The organism is Flavobacterium flevense (genome assembly GCF_900142775.1).
GTDB lineage: Bacteria > Bacteroidota > Bacteroidia > Flavobacteriales > Flavobacteriaceae > Flavobacterium > Flavobacterium flevense.
In genome coordinates, this window is record NZ_FRCC01000003.1 from 103,155 (window position 1) to 122,322 (window position 19,168).

General features: G+C 34.4%; 11 protein-coding genes. 8 read left to right on the forward strand and 3 right to left on the reverse strand.

Going from position 1 to position 19,168, the window contains the following annotated elements; translation table 11 throughout:
• Nucleotides 1-25 precede the first annotated feature (25 nt).
• From BUB89_RS18080 to BUB89_RS06505, 4 genes are read left to right on the forward strand one after another with little or no spacing between them, the layout of a single operon-like run.
• Nucleotides 26-496, forward strand: a complete 471-nt coding sequence (locus BUB89_RS18080) for a T9SS type A sorting domain-containing protein (protein ID WP_159434569.1) — start codon at nt 26-28, stop codon at nt 494-496.
• Nucleotides 493-1,122 carry a hypothetical protein gene (locus tag BUB89_RS06495; RefSeq protein ID WP_073243217.1) on the forward strand — a complete coding sequence of 210 codons (630 nt, stop codon included), beginning with the start codon at nt 493-495 and terminating at the stop codon, nt 1,120-1,122. Before BUB89_RS18080 ends, BUB89_RS06495 begins: the two co-directional genes overlap by 4 nt.
• A gap of 7 nt (nt 1,123-1,129) precedes the next feature.
• Nucleotides 1,130-7,651, forward strand: coding sequence for a beta strand repeat-containing protein (locus BUB89_RS06500; protein WP_073243219.1), 6,522 nt, complete (start codon nt 1,130-1,132; stop codon nt 7,649-7,651).
• Between the two features lie 42 nt (nt 7,652-7,693).
• Complete coding sequence (locus BUB89_RS06505) at nt 7,694-8,368, forward strand: hypothetical protein (RefSeq protein ID WP_141384619.1); 675 nt, start codon at nt 7,694-7,696, stop codon at nt 8,366-8,368.
• Nucleotides 8,369-8,713: 345 nt separating this feature from the next.
• Here BUB89_RS06505 and BUB89_RS06510 read toward each other — a convergent pair whose 3' ends face one another.
• From BUB89_RS06510 to BUB89_RS06520, 3 genes are all read right to left on the reverse strand, one after another.
• Entirely contained in the window at nt 8,714-9,658 is a 945-nt protein-coding gene (locus BUB89_RS06510) for a tRNA dihydrouridine synthase (RefSeq protein ID WP_073243223.1), read from the reverse strand.
• 294 nt (nt 9,659-9,952) lie between these two features.
• Nucleotides 9,953-10,738: an anti-sigma factor gene (locus BUB89_RS06515; RefSeq protein ID WP_073243225.1), complete on the reverse strand. Its 786-nt coding sequence runs from the start codon at nt 10,736-10,738 to the stop codon at nt 9,953-9,955.
• A 4-nt stretch (nt 10,739-10,742) separates the two neighbouring features.
• Nucleotides 10,743-11,273 carry an RNA polymerase sigma factor gene (locus BUB89_RS06520; RefSeq protein ID WP_073243227.1) on the reverse strand — a complete coding sequence of 177 codons (531 nt, stop codon included), beginning with the start codon at nt 11,271-11,273 and terminating at the stop codon, nt 10,743-10,745.
• Nucleotides 11,274-11,498: 225 nt separating this feature from the next.
• Here BUB89_RS06520 and BUB89_RS06525 point away from each other — a divergent pair, with 225 nt between their 5' ends.
• From BUB89_RS06525 to BUB89_RS06540, 4 genes are all read left to right on the forward strand, one after another.
• A complete protein-coding gene (locus BUB89_RS06525; protein ID WP_073243228.1) occupies nt 11,499-12,068 on the forward strand; it encodes a glutathione peroxidase in 570 nt (189 codons plus the stop codon).
• Nucleotides 12,069-12,320: 252 nt separating this feature from the next.
• Nucleotides 12,321-13,982 (forward strand): 2-succinyl-5-enolpyruvyl-6-hydroxy-3-cyclohexene-1-carboxylic-acid synthase, encoded by a 1,662-nt coding sequence (menD, locus tag BUB89_RS06530; protein WP_073243230.1) that lies wholly within the window; start codon nt 12,321-12,323, stop codon nt 13,980-13,982.
• Between the two features lie 301 nt (nt 13,983-14,283).
• On the forward strand, nt 14,284-16,710 hold the full coding sequence (locus BUB89_RS06535; RefSeq protein WP_073243232.1) for a Plug domain-containing protein: 2,427 nt from the start codon (nt 14,284-14,286) through the stop codon (nt 16,708-16,710).
• Nucleotides 16,711-16,743: 33 nt separating this feature from the next.
• The gene (locus BUB89_RS06540; RefSeq protein WP_073243234.1) at nt 16,744-19,164 is read left to right on the forward strand and encodes a hypothetical protein; all 2,421 of its coding nucleotides are present in this window, start codon (nt 16,744-16,746) and stop codon (nt 19,162-19,164) included.
• The last annotated feature ends 4 nt before the right edge of the window (nt 19,165-19,168 follow it).

The following is a 19,168-nucleotide window of genomic DNA, read 5'->3' on the forward strand; positions in this document are numbered from 1 at the left end:
TAATATTGTCATAAATAATTTTTGTATGAAGTATTTACTATTATTTTTTTCAGTTTCCTTTTACGGGCAAAATTTGCATCATCAGATGCTTTCTTCTCAAGGACAGACCAAAACAATTTCCAGTGGGCATACTATTAGCCAAACTATTGGTCAACAGAGTACAACTGGTAATTCTAATAATGAAACTGTGGTTATGCAGGGGTTTCAGCAAAGTCTTTGGAGCAGCTATATTGCTTCCAATGATAAAAATGAAATCATTGTAAAAACTTATCCCAATCCATTTATTGATAGCGTCAATTTTCAATTTTCAAAATCCATAAGCGATGAGATTTCGGTTTACATTTTTGATATCGTCGGACACTTAGTGTACCAGCATAAAGGAAAAACAGCGACTAGTATTTTAACTATTGATTTAACAAAGTTACCCCGATCCGAATATTTAGTTCAATTACGAGTAAATACAATGACCTACTATACTAAAATTATTAAAATATGATAAAAAACTACTTATTACTTACTTTTTTACTGGCAACTACAACTATTTTTTCTCAGGAAGTTTATTTTGCTTCAGGTAAAAATTATACTAAATATCTTTATAAAGACGCTAACCTTCAATCCAATCCAAATATCCAGACTGGAACGGGTAATTTTTATGAAATAGGTTACACCAAACCATTTATCACTAAAAAAATCTGGTATTCATTGGGACTTTCCTTGAATGATTACAATGCAATAGGAGGGAACTCGGCAAATTCTTATCGTTGGGATACTCAATATTTGGGTGTTCAAGGAGGTTTGTCCTATCAGTTTTATTCGATTGCAGCAACTTCGAAAAATAAAATTGATTTACTGCTTAAAACACGTTTAAATGTTGCAACCATTATTTATGGCAAACAAGAAATCAACGGTATTTATTATGATTTAATTCATGAGAATGAATTTTCAGGAATTGTATTAGAATCTTCTGTTGGATTAACGGCAAAATATGCTATTCCGTCATTTGGTGCTTTAAGTCTGGGTTATAGTTTTGGACAAAGTATCAATGTTAGTAATTCTTCGAGAGAAAAAATATCTTTTAGTACACATCAACTGCAATTAGGAGTTCATTTCAACATCAAATAATCAGGATATGAAAAAAATAATTACACTTTTTATACTTTTTGTAGCAACTCAAATCTTTGCTCAAAACAACGGAATTAGCTATCAGGCTATCATTTTGAATCCAAAAGGAGAACAATTACCTGGTGTCAATAATTCAACCAGCCCTCTTGCAAACAAGAATATCTGTATGGTATTTAAGTTTGTTGATGAATTTTCGAATATAGAATATCAGGAAACAATACAAACAAAAACAGACGGATTTGGTATGGTGAACCTGGTAATAGGTTCAGGTAATCAAACAGCCGGTTACGCAACTTCTTTTAAGGATATTGTTTGGAATATTTCTAAAAAAAGTTTGTCAGTTGGAATAAATACTGATGGCAGTTGCTCTAATTTTACTGAAATTAGTAATCAGGAATTTAGTTATGTTCCTTTGGCTTTTTCAGCTATAAATGCTGAAAATGTTACAGGTGTAGTTGCTATTGAAAATGGAGGAACTAATGCAACGACTTTACTGGGTGCTAAAACCAATTTAGAAATAAATAATGTTGACAATACAAGCGATTTAAATAAACCCATAAGTACAGCAACACAAACTGCTTTAAGTTTAAAAGAAGTTTTAAGCAATAAAAGTACTGATCTAGCAACTGATGGTGATTCTGATACGAAATATCCGAGTGTAAAGTCAGTAAAAATGTATGTGGATGGGAAGCTATTAACTTCATCGAATGCTTTAATAGCCGAAATAACTCGTGCTACAGCTGCTGAAAATACGATTGCAGCTGATTTAGCAACTGAAACTACTAATAGAACTTCAGCCGATGCGACTTTGACAAGCAATTTAGCTGCGGAAGTAACTCGTGCTACAGCAGCTGAAAACACAATTGCCGCTGATTTAGCAACTGAAACTACAAATCGTACTTCAGCTGATGCAACTTTGACAACTAATTTAACGGCTGAAGTAACTCGTGCTACAAATGCTGAAAATACAATTGTAGCTGATTTAGTGACTGAGACTACAAATCGTACTTCAGCTGATGCAACTTTGACAACTAATTTAGCTGCTGAAGTAACTCGTGCTACAGCTGCTGAAAACACCATTGCAGCTGATTTAGTTACTGAAACTACAAATCGTATTGCTACAGATGCTACCTTGACAACAAACTTGGCTACTGAAGTGAGTCGTGCTACAGCTGCTGAAAACACCATTGCAGCTGATTTAGCAACTGAAATAACTAATCGTACTTCATCCGATGCTATTTTAACAACGAATTTAGCGACAGAAGTGACCAACCGTACTAATGCTGATTTATTAAAAGAAGATTTGGCAAATAAAAGTACTGATGTTACTGCTGATGGAACTTCTGATACAAAGTATCCAACTGTTAAATCGGTAAAAACCTATGTTGATGCCAATGCAACAATTGCTTCCACAGCATTGACTAATGAAATAAATCGTGCTACAGCTGCAGAAGGTACTTTGACTACAAATTTAGCCATCGAAGTTGACAGAGCCATTGATGCAGAAGATGTAATCGCAGCTAATTTGCTTACAGAAACTACAAATCGTACTAATGCTGACGCTACTTTAACTGCAAATTTAGCTATCGAAGTTGACCGAGCTACTGATGCAGAAGATGCAATCGCAGCTAATTTGCTTACAGAAACTACAAATCGTACTAACGCTGACGATACTTTAACTGCAAGTTTAGCTACTGAAGTTGACCGAGCTACTGATGCAGAAGATGTAATCTCAGCTAATTTGCTTACAGAAACTACAAATCGTACTAATGCTGACGATACTTTAACAGCAAGTTTAGCTACTGAAGTTGACCGAGCTACTGATGCAGAAGATGCAATCGCAGCTAATTTGCTTACAGAAACTACAAATCGTACTAATGCTGACGATACTTTAACTGCAAGTTTAGCTACTGAAGTTGACCGAGCTACTGATGTAGAAGATGCTATCGCAGCTAATTTACTTACAGAAACTACAAATCGTACTTCAGCCGATGCAACTTTACAAACAAATATTAATTCAGTTCAGGCTGATGTTGATGCTAATGAATTGGCTACAAATAATGCTTTAGCTTTAAAAGCACCTCTAGCATCTCCAACTTTTACAGGAACAGTTTCAGGAATTGATAAAATGATGGTAGGACTGGGCAATGTAGATGATACAAGTGATTTGGATAAGCCTATTTCAACTGCTACGCAAACAGTATTGGATTTAAAAGCAGATTTATTTTCGCCAACATTTACAGGTGTACCATTGGCACCTACTGCAGATTCAGGAACTACTAGTACTCAAATTGCAACAACTAAATTTGTATCTGATGCTATTTCAACTTTAAGTGTTCCATATACAGGGGCAACAGGACCAGTTGATTTAGGAATTTATGATTTGAAAATAAATGGAACTAGTTTTGGAACCAATGGGCAACCTGGAAATATAGGTATTGGTATAAATGCTGGTTCAAATACTCAAGGATCTAATGCTGTTGCAATTGGAAATGAAACGGCTATGAATACTCAAGGATCTAACGCTGTTGCAATTGGAGCCTATACAGCAGGTATTACTCAAGGATCTAATGCTGTGGCAGTTGGTAATCAAGTAGCTTACACCAATCAGGGGGCTAGTGCTATAGCAATTGGAAATGAAACGGCTTCAATTAATCAAGGTGAAAATGCTATTGCAATTGGTAGTTCCACAGGATATAATAATCAAGGATCTTATGCTTTGGCTGTTGGAGGTTCAGCAGGTAATAATAATCAAGGTTCTTACGCTATTGCAGTGGGGGTTAATTCAGGTAATAATACTCAAGGATCCAACGCTATTGCTATTGGAAATGAAACAGGTAATGAAAATCAAGGATCCCATGCTGTCGCAGTAGGTAATATGGCAGGTAAAATTAATCAAGGATCCACTGCTATTTCAATTGGTTCAAATGCAGGTCGAGATAATCAAGGTGAAAATTCTATAGCAATTGGTTCAAATGCAGGTAAAAACAATCAAAATAGTAATAGCATTATTTTGAATGCTACTGGTGCTGATTTAGATACAACTACTTCTGGCTTTTTTGTAGATCCAATACGTAATGTTTCATCATCTACTGCTTTATTTTATAATACAGCAACAAAAGAGATAACATACGAAAGTCTTCCTTCAGTTTCTCTTACTTCAGGTGTTAACGATATACTACCGGTTTCAAATGGTGGATCAGGGGTAAATACATCAACAGGAACAGGAAGTTTAGTTTTATCGGCGTCTCCAACATTTACAGGAACGGTTTCAGGAATAGATAAAACAATGATTGGTTTATCAAATGCTGATGACACATCAGATTTGAACAAACCAATTTCTACGGCAACACAAACGGCTTTGGATTTAAAAGCACCTATAGAATCGCCAACGTTTACTGGAACACCATCTTTGCCAACAGGAACAATTGGAGTAACTCAAACCGCAGGAAATAATACAACAGCTTTGGCAACCACAGCTTTTGTAACGTCTGCAAATGCGACTAATGCAAATCTTACTGGTATGGTAACCAGTGTTGGAAATGCAACTACAGTTGTTACCAATGCTAACTTAACAGGACCAATAACGAGTTCAGGAAATGCTACTTCTGTTGCTTCACAAACGGGAACAGGTTCTAAATTTGTAATGGATACTGCACCAACTTTGGTTACGCCAGTTTTGGGAGTTGCCACTGCAACTAGTGTGAATGGAACTTCAATTCCAACTTCGAAAACTTTAGTGGTAACTACAGATAAATTAAGCGCCTTATCAGCAACAACTTCAGCTGAATTGGCAGGAGTTATTTCAGATGAAACAGGAACAGGAAGTGTGGTTTTATCAGCTTCGCCAACATTTACAGGAACGGTTTCAGGAATAGATAAAACAATGATTGGTTTGTCAAATGCTGATGATACATCAGATTTGAATAAACCAATTTCTACGGCAACACAAACGGCTTTAGATTTAAAAGCAAATTTAGCTTCGCCAATTTTTACTGGAACGGTAAGTGGAATAGACAAAACCATGGTTGGATTAGGGAATGTGGATAACATTAGCGATGCAAATAAACCTGTTTCAGCTGCTACACAAACGGCTTTAAATTTAAAAGCAAATTTAGCTTCGCCAACTTTTACTGGAACGGTAAGTGGAATAGACAAAACCATGGTAGGATTAGGAAATGTTGATAATACTAGTGATGCAAATAAACCAATTTCAACTGCTACACAAACGGCTTTGGATTTAAAAGCTCCTTTAGCTTCGCCAACATTTACTGGTACCGTTTCAGGAATTACTAAAGCGATGGTAAATTTAGGGAATGCTGATAATACTAGTGATGCTAATAAACCTGTTTCTGCTGCTACACAAACGGCTTTGGATTTAAAAGCTCCTTTAGAATCGCCAACATTTACTGGTACCGTTTCTGGAATTACTAAAGCGATGGTAAATTTAGGGAATGCTGATAATACTAGTGATGCTAATAAACCAATTTCAACTGCTACACAAACGGTATTGAATTTAAAAGTAGATAAGGTTTCAGGTAAGGGTTTATCAACAGAAGATTATACAACTACAGAGAAAACAAAATTAGCAGCTGTTACAGGAACTAATACAGGAGATCAGGACATTTCAGGAATTGCTATTAATACTACTAAAATAGGTGATTTAGCTAGTTTGACAACAACAAATACATCAAACATAGTAGCGGCGGTTAACGAAATTCAAGCAACTAAAGCTCCTTTGACATCTCCAACTTTTGCAGGTACAGTTACTGCAAGTGGGACATTAACAGCTAATGCAATAGTTAAATCCGGTGGTACATCTGCGCAATTTTTAAAGGCAGATGGTTCTGTAGATTCTAATGTTTATTTTATTCCAAATACCTCTAAAATTGCAATTGGATATATAGCTGGTAGCGGTGGACAAGGTGATCACTCAATAGCCATAGGTGGTAATACAGCCCAGGGAGTACAAGCCGAAAATGCAATAGGTATAGGTTATGCAGCTGGCCAATATTCTCAAGGTTTAAATTCAATCGCTATAGGGGCTTTTGCTGGTAACAATACTCAACCTGCAAATAGTATTGTGTTAAATGCAACAGGAGTTCCGCTTAATGGCTCGGCTTCCGGACTTTTTGTTGATCCAATACGTTCTGCATCAGGATCGTCATCATTATTCTACAATACAACTACAAAAGAGATAACTTATGGAAATAGCCCTTCAGTTTCTTTAATTTCGGGAGTAACTGGTACATTACCAATTGCTAATGGAGGTACGGGTTCTAGTACACAAAACTTTATAGATTTAACAACAAACCAAACTATTGCTGGAACAAAAACATTTTCTTCAAACATGAATATAAATGGAGTTACCATTGGAAAAAATGGTTCTCAAAGTATGATAATTGGAGAAAGCACCTATTCCGGAACAGATGGAAATGTTACGGCTGTTGGTTTTATGTCTTTAAACGGGAATTCAGGTGCAAACAATACAGCTTTAGGGTCAAATGCTTTAAGGAACTCAGGGGCAACCTCTTATAATACAGCAATAGGACTTGAAGCAGGTAGTTCTGTGAACACTGGCGGATATAACACTCTTCTGGGGTATAGTGCAAAAACCAATTCAGCTACACCAACAATCACAAATGCTGTAGCTATAGGAAATGGTGCAACAGTAAACGCCAGTAATACAATCCAATTAGGAAATACATCCATAACCAATGTAAATACCAGTGGAACACTTACATCAGGAGCTGTTACGTATCCAAAAACGCATGGTACTTCAGGTCAGGTTTTAAGTACTACAGGAAGTGGTACACTATCTTGGACAACACCAACTGGAGGTTCTGGGACTACTAATTATCTACCGAGGTTTACTTCTGCTTCCGCAATCGGTGACAGTAAAATTTCAGATGATGGTACGCGAATTTCTATAGGAAATCCAAATGGAGGACAGGGCTCGTATTCTGGTTTTAATAGTGATAATAACACCCGCCTTTTTGTAAATGGAGGTAGAGAATTGGAAAGTATTAAAATGTCTTTTCCTGGTGATCCTTATAATAATGTTCTTTCTTTTAATTGGTATAATACTGCCTGGAAATTGAGAACGGAGAGAAATTCTGCTAATATAACCGATTTATCATTTGCCAGATTTGATGGAACAAGTGATATTGAATATATGAAATTATCTCAATTGGGTAATTTAAGTGTTGTAGGAACAGTAACTGCAAATTCATTAGTCAAATTAGGTGGTACATCCTCTCAATATTTAATGGCAGATGGTTCGGTGTCAACTGGGGCTGCAGCCGTAAGAGAAGTAGCTGATGAATTTACAGCAACAGCTGCTCAAACCAGTTTTACTTTAACGCAAACACCATCTGTAAACAGTAAAGTAAAAATGTATGTTAATGGTATCCGAATCAGTAATACTGCTTACTCGGTGAGTGGAAATACACTGACTTATAATCCTGCTAATAATGGAGCATATGCACTTTCAGCAGGGGATAGAGTCCAAATGGATTATTACTGGTAAACTCAATTAAAAAAGATGAATTACAAATCTATATTAGTTTCTATGAAACAACTACTATTACTTCTACTAATTGTTACTTTAAATAATACGGTCTTAGGGCAAGGGTTGACTAGACATGGTCAAAATTCCTCAGTACCAGAAAGATTGTTAAACAGTTCGGGTGCGATAGGTAAAGATAACCTGGTAAGTAAAAATGGAGAAAAAGCTGCATCTCTTGTTTTGTATCAGAATTACCAGGGTGGAAAGATATTTTATTTTCTAAAACCTGGTGATCCTGGCTATGAAGAAGGTGAAACACATGGTTTAATCGCAGCTCTTAATGTTGTTAAAGAAACAACAAATAATAATCCAGTTTGGTCTACTAACGAAAACTTAACCACAGGTACTACAGCTGAAGGGGTTGGTGCAGGAAAAAACAATACCACTACTCTAATAGCGAGTGATGTAAATGCAAGGGCAGCTATATTGGTTTCTAATTATTCTGTTACGAGTGATGGTATAGTCTATGACGATTGGTATCTACCATCATTGGAAGAGGCTTTAATTTTTGTATCAGATTATAGAAAAATGTATAGCGCAAATATAACGTTCGGAATCTGGACTTCCACTGAGATAAGTTCAAGCCAAGCTAATTATATTGATACAGGCTCTAAAACTAGTGGGAGTTTTATGAAGAACAGAAACTTCGCAAGTACAGTTCCTATCCGACAATTTTAATTAAAAATCGTTTTATTCAGTAAAAATAGAAAATGAGTTAGGGTTTCTCAGAAGTATAGAGTTGGACTTTAGTAGTTTGGTAAAAAGTTCTAGAAGTACAGTTTTATTTATAGAAAGGAATCATCTTTTTTATCAAATACCCACTAGTAATTTCCAGACTGATGTAAAAAGTAATTTAAATAATTTTTCAATTAGACCAGGAGGAACTGTCAGAGTAAATGTAATTACTATTTCTGGTCAAAAACCAATTCATCTAACAGGATGTTTAATGGAAAATGTTCTATAATCTTTATTAAAAAAATAAAACGTTTCTTAAAAGAGAATAGATTTTAAATTAATCTAATTTCATCCCTCCTTAATAATCTCCCTAACTGCCTGCTCGTAATTCCGGATACTTTTTGCTTTTTTAATCTTCTTATTTACTTTGTGGGGATTGGAAAAAATCACCGAAAAGTACTCCCATAAATGGTGCATTTTTAGTAAAATATGAGTCGCTCCTGATAAAGATTCGCTATAGCCTGCGTATAGCGTATCATGAAAATCACTGAATAATTCCATTTTGTTTGATGGGTATTCGGAGCTGTTGTTTTTAATCATGGAAGGTAAAAACGGATCGGCAATTAAGCCACGACCTATCATCCAGTGATCTATCGTAGGAAAGCGTTCCTGCATTTTGTGAAATTGAGCCACCGAAGTAATATCACCGTTGTAGTAGAGTTTTAGTTTTGTATGGTCCACACATTGCTGAAAGCCGTCTAAATTGACTCCGCCATTGTATAATTGTTTACCAATGCGGGCATGAATGGCTATGTTTTTAATGGGATATTTTTCTAAAAGGGGTAAAACATCCAGAATTTCTTCGGCATTATCATACCCCAAACGCATTTTCATCGAAACAAGGATATCTGATTCGGCATGTACTCTATTAAGAATAGCATCAATTTTTTCACTCTGGCAAATCAGTCCGGAACCCATTCCGGATTTGGTAACCATAGGATACGGACAGCCTAAATTCCAATTCAATTCTTTATAACCTAATTCCTGAACATATTTGGAAACAAATAAAAATTCGTCCGCATCATTAGTAATCACTTGCGGAATCACCTCTAATCCTTCATTATTTTCAGGAAGCAAGTCCCGTTGATAAGAGGATTTGATAATGAGTTTTCCGTTTAAACGAATGTAAGGGGAATAAAAAGTATCAATACCTGCAAAGAATTTATTTTGGGCATTTCTAAAACGAAAATCGGTAAATCCCTGTAGAGGCGAGGAAAGAAGAGTATAGCTCATGAAAAAAATAATTGTGCAAATATAAACAATCTAAACTACAACTATACAAAACTAGGACAGCCACACAAGTTCTACCTTAGCCACAAATTACACTAATTGGCTCAAATTTTAGTATTTTTAAATAAATTACACTAAATTTTATCTGCCTTTGGCAGATTCGTGAAATATTGTAACATCTAAATTTGTGTTTTTTTGTGATATTCGTGGTTGTTTTTATTTTTGAAATTTTCTGTTCAAAACAAAAAAAAGACTTTCGTGAGAAAGCCTTTTTAGTATTGTAAATTTAGAATTGAATTATACTTTTCCTAAAGTATATAATTGTTCCATTGTAGGTGTTAAGCTTCCGCCTGCAGGTTCCAGAGTGATCCCGAAAGCTTCTGCATCACCGGTATTGTTAACAGCAAAAAAGCGTTGGTCGTTTTTATCAAAATTATCCAGTAATCCAATGCTTGTTGGCGTAAGCGGATTTAATTTTAAAGCCCAAACCTGATATACCATTCCTTTAGGCGGTTCCGGTAAGCCCGTTGCATCTACATAAACCACTTGTGTTTCTTTGTTCCAATACACTTTAGCGGAAGATTCCGGAGCTACAGCCTGACCACCCAGAGCTACTACTGTATTTTTTTCATCCTTTATTACTGCTAAAGTAGTTTCAATTGCTGCTTTTTTAAGAGTTAATTCATTGCGTTCTTTTTCAACTTTAGCTTTTTCGATGTTTGCATTGACTACCTGATTATTGGTTTCTTCTAATTGGTTGTATTGGAACACAATTCCAGCCAATAATACGATTGCTGCAGCCCAGCCAATGTATTGTGACCAATTTTTCTTAGGAGTCATTGGGATTACTTCGGAGGCTTTTAAATCCAATTTTTCTTTAATCTTAGCATAATTTTCAGCCGATTGAAAAGGTGAAAAACTAGAAGATAATGCTACAACTGATTTTTCAATAGCTATAATTTCAGCATTGATTTCCGGATGTTTTTTAGCCATTGCAGCTACTTCTTCGCTTTCAGCTTCTGTTAATGAGCCGTAAACATAAAGTTCTAATATGCCTGATTCTATATATTCTTTCGTTTCCATTGTACTATACTTTCAAATAGTTTCTTAAATCATTAATACAGTTTCTGTTGTGGGTTTTTACTGTTCCCAGAGGAATTTCCAGTTCTTCCGCTGCTTCTTGTTGAGTATAGCCTTTAAAAAATAATAAATCTATTATTTGGATACATTTTGGTTTTAACCTTTTAATAAATTCCTGCATTCCTATTCCGTCAACTTTACTGGTCAGTTTGTTACTGTCTTCTAATAGATTTACGAAATTATCAGAGGAAAGGTTTTTTTGACTGTTGTTAAAGTTTTTAGAACGCAATTTATCAATTGAAGTATTTCGGGCAATATTGAGAATCCAGGTATAAAAACGACCTTTACTTTCATTATAAGTATCCAGATTTTTCCAGATTTTTACAAATACTTCCTGAAGCACATCTTCTGCTTCCTCTGTGTTTTTAATGAGAACACTTATTACAGAAAAAAGACTTTTTGCATACATATCATACAGATGTGTAAAAGCCTTCTCGTCCTTCCTGTATATTAAAACTAATAATTCGTCTTGGCTCATAGTTTTTATTTTTTGGCAATACAAACTTATGAAACTTATTTAGAAATGTATGATTTTTATGCAATTAAAGAAGGAGAATTATTTTTTGAATCTGTCTTTTTATCCTGAACACAGGGAACCCTGAGTTGATATTAAGTTTTATTTAACCAATGTTTAATTGAAATTACTTTTCGAAAAGAATAGCAGTATGTAGAATTTAACTAATTTTATAAAAAAATTAATGATATGAAAAACCTATTATTTTCGGTTTGTACAGCCTTTATCCTTTTTAGCGGATTTACACAGGCACAGCATAAAAAAACAAAAGCCATGGATACACAAAGTATTTATCAGTTTAAAGCACAGGATTTATCAGGAAAGACTTTTGATTTTTCTACTTTAAAAGGCAAAAAAGTATTGATTGTAAATACAGCTTCAAAATGTGGTTTTACGCCCCAATATGAACAATTAGAGACTATTTATAAAGAATACAAAGACAAAGGTTTTACAGTAATTGGTTTTCCGGCTAATAATTTTAATGGTCAAGAACCCGGAACTAACGAAGAAATTGAAACGTTTTGCAAATTAAATTACGGAGTTACGTTCCCAATGATGGATAAAATTTCTGTAAAAGGAGCTGATATGAGTCCGATTTATCAATTTTTAACCCAAAAAGAGAAAAACGGAGTAAAAGATTCTGAAGTAAAATGGAATTTCCAAAAGTATTTGATTGATGAAAAAGGACATTTAGTGGAAGTTTATTATTCTAAAACAAAACCGGATGCTCCGGAAATTGTAAACTGGATCAAGCAGTAATTTTTTTCAATTTACCATTAAGAAATTAAGAAAATTTAGATTTTGGTGAAAGTGTTTTTTTTAAACATATAAGTGATTGAAGTTTTATTCACTAAAAAATTTTAGAAAAGAACATCTAACAATATTTACAACTTAACTTATCTTAATTTCTTAATGGTTTTAAAAAAGGTTTTAACAGAATAAAATTCATTTTTTTTCAACCTTAAAAGTATTGCATCTTTGTATCTTTGTTTTCTTTTTGAAATAAAAACAATGATTTACCCCAAAATACCTTTAGCGCAAAGCATCATCCAAATATGTTTAGCCAAAGGAATCACCGATATCGTAATTTCTCCCGGATCCAGAAATGCTCCGTTAACCATTGGTTTTGCCTCTAATCCTGATTTTAAATGTTATAGTATTGCTGATGAGCGTTGTGCGGCATTTTTCGCATTAGGAATAGCCCAGCAAATCCAGCGTCCCGTGGCGGTAGTATGTACTTCGGGTTCGGCATTGCTGAACTATTATCCGGCTGTTGCCGAAGCTTTTTACAGTCAGATTCCTTTAATTGTTATTTCGGCTGATAGACCGCAAAGCAAGATTGATATTGGCGATGGACAAACCATTCGTCAGGAAAATGTTTTTGCAAATCATTCTTTGTATAATGGTAATTTAACCGAAGAAGCTTCAAAAACAAACGATCATAAAATCAACGCAGCTATCGATGCCGCTTTTTATAAAAAAGGACCGGTTCATATTAACGCTCCTTTTGAAGAACCTTTATACGAAACAGTTTCAGAACTTTCGGTGGATGCGATGGTGCATCATTTTGCGGGTTTAAACCCAATTGCTCCGGTGGAAGATTTGACTGATTTTGCAGCCATCTGGAACCAATCGGCTAAGAAATTAGTATTAGTTGGTAATAACAATCCAAATTTAATTTCAGCGGCAACTATTGAGGCTTTCGCCAATGACGAATCGGTGGTAGTAATGACTGAAACTACGTCTAACTTGCATCATCCTGGTTTTATTTCGAATATTGACACCATCATTACGCCTTTTACTAATGAGGATTTTGAAGATTTCTGCCCGGATATTTTAGTCACTTTTGGCGGAATGATTGTTTCCAAACGTATCAAAGCTTTTTTACGAAAATACAAACCGAAACAGCATTGGCATATTGATCCTTTGCGTGCGTATGATACTTTTGGAGTTTTGACAAAACACTTCGAAGTTAGTCCGGCTGCTTTTTTTGAACGGTTTTTACCTTTGACTACTAGTATCAAAAGTGATTATTTTTCAAAAATGAATCAGCTTAAAACCATTCGAAAAGAAAAACAAGCGAACTTTATAACTAAAGTTCCATTCTCTGATTTTATGGTTTTTGATGCAGTAATTAAAAGTTTACCAAAGGACTGCCAGTTACAAATCAGTAACAGTTCGGCCATTCGATACGCACAATTAATGGAAATTGATCCTTCAATTGAAGTGTTTTGCAATCGCGGTACGAGCGGAATTGACGGAAGTACTTCTACCGCTATTGGTGCGGCTGTAGTCAATAATAAGCCAACGGTTTTTATAAGTGGCGATGTGAGTTTTTTATATGACAGTAACGCGCTTTGGAACAATTATATTCCGGATAATTTCAAAATTATTCTGATCAATAATGGAGGAGGAGGGATTTTCAGAATTTTGCCCGGGCATCAGGAAACTGCTGTTTTTAATACTTTTTTCGAAACAACACATCATTTAACTGCCGAACATTTAGCTAAAATGTATGGTTTTAAATACCTCACAGCTACTAATGAAGTTACTGTAAAAAAAGCATTAGAAGAATTGTATGATCAAAATACAGAACCAACTATTTTAGAGATTTTTACACCAACACTTGAAAATGATGCTGTTTTAAAACAGTTTTTTAGAGAGTTAGTTTAGTAAAAACAGCATTAATTTTAGTGAATGCTTTTTTGTGGTAAATCAACGTGTTTACTACAAAAAAGCATTTTTTATTGCTGATTTTTTGTTTTGAAAATAAATGATTTTTAAAAATTGAATAATGATAAAGTTTTAGTCTTTATTTTACAGGATAGTACAGGGTAGTTAATTTGTTTTAAGTAGTTATTTTAGTAAAATTTTACTTATCTTAATATTGAATTATCTAAGTGTTTTCATACTTATGACTAAGATAAATTAAAAAGAAGTATTATTTTGTATTAATATAAATTCTAAGTTTTATATGACTAAAGCTGTCCTTAGCAATAAAAATTGCTTTTTAATTTCTTTCTTCTGTTTGGTTACTTCATTGAGTTTTTTACAGGCACAGGACAAAAAAGCAATAAGTGATATCGAAAAAGTCTATCTTCATACAGACAGATCCATCTATTTTATGGGTGAAGATTTATGGTACAAAGCTTATAATGTCCGATCTTATAATCATCTATTATTTGATAACAGTAACATCTTGTATGTTGAATTGATTTCGGCTGATTCTAAAATCATTGCGAGAAACAAAACCAATTTAGAAATGGGATTGGGAAATGGCGATTTTCAATTGCAGGATTCTCTTGGTGTAAAACCGGGAGTGTATCAGTTGCGTGCTTATACGAATTGGAACAGGAATTTTGGCGAAGATTTTGTTTTTAAAAAAGAAATTCAAATTATTGATGTTTTCGAATCACATTCGAAGGCCAATAAATCCAAGTTTGAATTGGTTCAAAATAAAGGGGGGAATGTGGGTACACAAAATGCTATTAAGGTTGATTTTTTCCCGGAAGGTGGTTCGCTTTTAGAAAACGTAGCCAGTGTTGTAGGGTTTAAAGCTGTTGACGGTAACGGAAATCCAATAACTGTTACAGCAGATGTTTTTGATTCAGATAGTGAACTGGTTACTTCATTTGAAAGTGCTCATGATGGTATGGGTAAATTTCAAATAATACCTAATCAAGGCAAAAAATATTACGCAAAAATTAAAACGCAATCCGGAACAGTACAACGTACCGATCTTCCGGATGCACTAAAAAACGGTTATGCATTAAGCTTTAGAAATTTTAAAGGCAGAAATATTATCGTTATTAATACAAACCCGGAGACGTTAGCGCTTAGTCCTAGTGAACAGCTTACTGTTGTTTGTAAATCGCGAGGAGTCACTTATTTTGAAACCACTCAGACGCTAACTGAAAGCAATCTTTCTTTTGAATTGGCAAAAGACAAACTTCCTGAGGGGATATGCCAAATCACACTTTACGATAGTGGTTCTAAACCATTAAGCGAACGATTGGTTTATATCGAAAAAGAACATGATTTGGATGTCCAAATAACAACGGATAAAGCAACTTACCAGCCTAATGAAAAAGCGATTATTAATGTGACTTCAAAATCAAAAGCAGGGCTTGGAAAATCGGCCAGTTTTTCATTAAGTGTAACAGACAGGAACGGAGTAACAGAAGAGAAAGATGATGACTCCACTATTAGTTCTTATTATCTGATGGAATCAGACATAAGAGGGAAAGTACATAATCCTGCGTATTATTTTGATGCCAAAAATCCAAAACGATTAGAACATTTAGACAATTTATTATTAACTCAGGGTTGGCGTGATTTTCTTTGGAAAACAGCTCCTAAAATTAACGACTCTGTTTCTTATATAGCTGAAAAAGGAATTACGATATCGGGTAGGGTAAAGCAACTTCTTGGCGATAAGGCATTAGTCAATAATACGATGACACTGGCATTAATGAATAAAAAGCATTTTAATATTTTTAATGCTATTACAGATTCTGAGGGCGGTTTTAAGTTTGAAAACCTGATGTTTTCCGGAAAAACCGGTATGTTTTTAAATTCCAGAAATGCGAAAGGGAAGTTTAGAGGCGAATTAGTATTAGACCCAATAGAACAAAACCCTATTGGTATTTCGATCGAAAATAAAGCGATCCATTGGGACATAACAACAAGGATGCTGGTTGATAATGTGTACAGGAAATTTGCTGCTTTTGGAGTAAAACCTGAAAATATTCTGGACGAAGTAAAAATTGTTGCTAAAAAGAAAAGTCTGCCACCGGTTTTCTACGGAATTGCCGATAACAGCTATATTCCGGATGAAAGCGTAGCTACGTTTACGGATATTTTTCAGCTGATAGAACAAAATATTCCGGGTGTTGTTGCCACTGATGATTCCGTACGATTTACCCGTTTTGAAGGAGCACCACTTTTTATTATTGATGGTTTTGAAGCTATTGACAGAGGACAGGTAAGTTTTATCCAACCTGAAGATGTTTTAAAAATTGAAGCAGTAAAAGGAGCAACATCAGCTTATTACGGAGAAAAAGCTGCTAATGGTATTATTTCCATTTTTACTAAGGCTAATACCGGACAACATGCTAAAAAAGAAGTTTTTCATTCTATTAAAAAAGACATCGAGGGTTTTTATACCGCACGGACGTTTTATGTTCCCGATCCCGCGAAACCAAATCCGGAGTTAGATACTCAGGCTGCTGTAAGAAATACGATTTACTGGAATCCGTATGTGCATCCGGACAAAGAGGGAAACAGTACGCTGAATTATTACAATACAAAGGTAGAAACCAAAGTAAAAGTGGCTTTAGAAGGTATTACAGCTACCGGAATTCCTGTGGTTAAGAGTATATTTTATACTATTAAAAAGTAAAAGATTTTTTTGTTTAATTAAAACCAAAATTAAATGCCAGAATCTTTTTGTAAAACGCTTAGTTTACTTTATTTTTTACTGTCAATTGTTTTTTTGAATGCACAGGATAGAAAAGATATTGCTGATATTGAAAAAGTGTATCTGCATACTGATAGAAACACTTATTTTCTGGGTGAAGATTTATGGTACAAAGCTTATAATGTCAGAGCTTCTAATAATTTGCTTTTTGATAACAGTAATATTTTGTATGTCGAATTAATCTCGGCTGATTCTAAAATAATTGCCCGAAATAAAACCAATTTAGAAATGGGATTGGGACATGGCGACTTTCATTTGACCGACTCTCTTGGTGTAAAACCGGGAGTGTATCAGTTACGAGCTTATACGAATTGGAATCGGAATTTTGGAGATGATTTTGTGTTCCAAAAAGATATTGAAATTATTGATGTTTTTGCTCCAAATGACAAACTGAAAACAACTAAAAACATTCCTTTAGAATCTAAAATAGCTAAAAAAGAAGCCACAAAACCAAATCTTTTTCAAGTTGATTTTTTCCCTGAAGGCGGTTCACTTCTAGAAAATGTAGTCAGTGCTGTAGGTTTTAAAGCGGTTGATGCTAACGGAAAACCAATTACTATTAAAGGCGAAATCTATGATTCTAATAACGAATTAGTCTCTGTTTTTGAAAGTGTACATGATGGAATGGGAAAATTTCAAATGGTACCGATGGAAGGCAAAAGCTATTATGCAAAAATTAAAACTTCTACAGGATTAGAACTGCGTCAAGAACTTCCGAATGTTCTCAAACAAGGTTATTCATTGAGTTTTAGAGCCATAAAAGGTAGAAATATTATTAGTATCAGTACTAACCAAGCTACTTTGGCACAAAATCCAAATCCATCACTTACTATTGTTTGCAAATCCAGAGGAATCTCATATTTGGAAACTACTCAAACACTTACCGAAACGACAGTATCATTTGAATTACCAAAAGACAAAACTCCCGAAGGCATCAGCCAAATTACATTATTCGACAATACTAACAAACCGCAAAGCGAACGGTTGGTTTATATCGAAAAAGAGCATGATTTAGAGGTTCAACTTTTAACAGATAAACCGAGTTACCAACCTAATGAAAAAGTGACAATAAATGTTTCTTCAAAATCAAAGTCTGGAGAAGGAAGATCAGCCAGTTTCTCATTGAGTGTCACTGATACGAACGGAGTTGAAAATGATAATTTCGAATCAAATATAAGTTCGTATTTCCTGATGGAATCAGACATTCGGGGAAAAGTACATAACCCCAGCTATTATTTTGATGCCAAAAATCCAAAACGATTAGAACATTTAGACAATTTATTATTAACTCAGGGTTGGCGTGATTTTCTTTGGAAAACATCTCCAAAAATTGATGAAACTGCTAATTACAAAGCAGAAAAAGGAATTACAATTTCAGGTCGGGTAAAACAACTTTTTGCTGATAAGCCATTGGTAAATAATAATCTGACATTGGCTTTAATGAGTAAAAAGAATCGCAATATTTTTAATACTGTTACCGATTCTATTGGTCGTTTTCAATTTGCAAACTTAATGTTCTCTGGGAAAACAAATATGTATTTGAATACCAGGGATGAAAAAGGAAAATTCAGAGGTGAAATAGTTTTGGACTCTATTGAACTGGCTCCAATGTTGGTTTCTTTAAAAAAAGAATCAATCGTTTTACAACAAATAAATAATTCGTTTACTGAAAATGTACTAAAGAAATTTACAGTTTTTGGAGTAAAACCCGAAAATGTTTTGGATGAAGTTGTAGTTAAGGCTGCCAAAAATAAAATAAATCCAATGTATGGAGTTCCAGATTATAGTTATCAGGTAGATAAAAAAGAAGCAAATAAATTTTACAATTTTGTTGATTATCTTGAACAAGAATTAAGAGGTGTTGTAGCTGTTAATTACGATAGTATAGTTGCAACAGATGCGTCAAAATTACCATTTGCAATATTAATTGATGGCTTTCAAGCAGTAGATGGGAATCAATTAATTTCAGTTTCTGCTGATGAAGCTCTAAAAATAGAGGTTGTAAGAGGAATGCATATAGAGGCACTATATGGGAAGTTTACTCTTATTTCCATTTTTACAAATGCAAAAACAGGTCAAGCTGCTAAAAAAGTTCCTGTTTATTCCATTAAACAAGAACTAGAAGGTTTTTACACCGCACGTGTTTTTTATTCTCCAGATACGGAAAAACCAAATCCCGAATTAGATAAAAAAGCAGCTGTAAGAAACACCATTTACTGGAATCCTTATGTGCATCCGGACAAAACAGGAAATGCTGCTGTAAATTATTTAAACAGCAGTGTTGAAACTAAAGTAAAAGTTGCTCTTGAAGGGATTACCGGCAGTGGGATTCCTGTGGTTCGAAATGTTTTTTACACTATTAAAAATAATCAATAAAAGA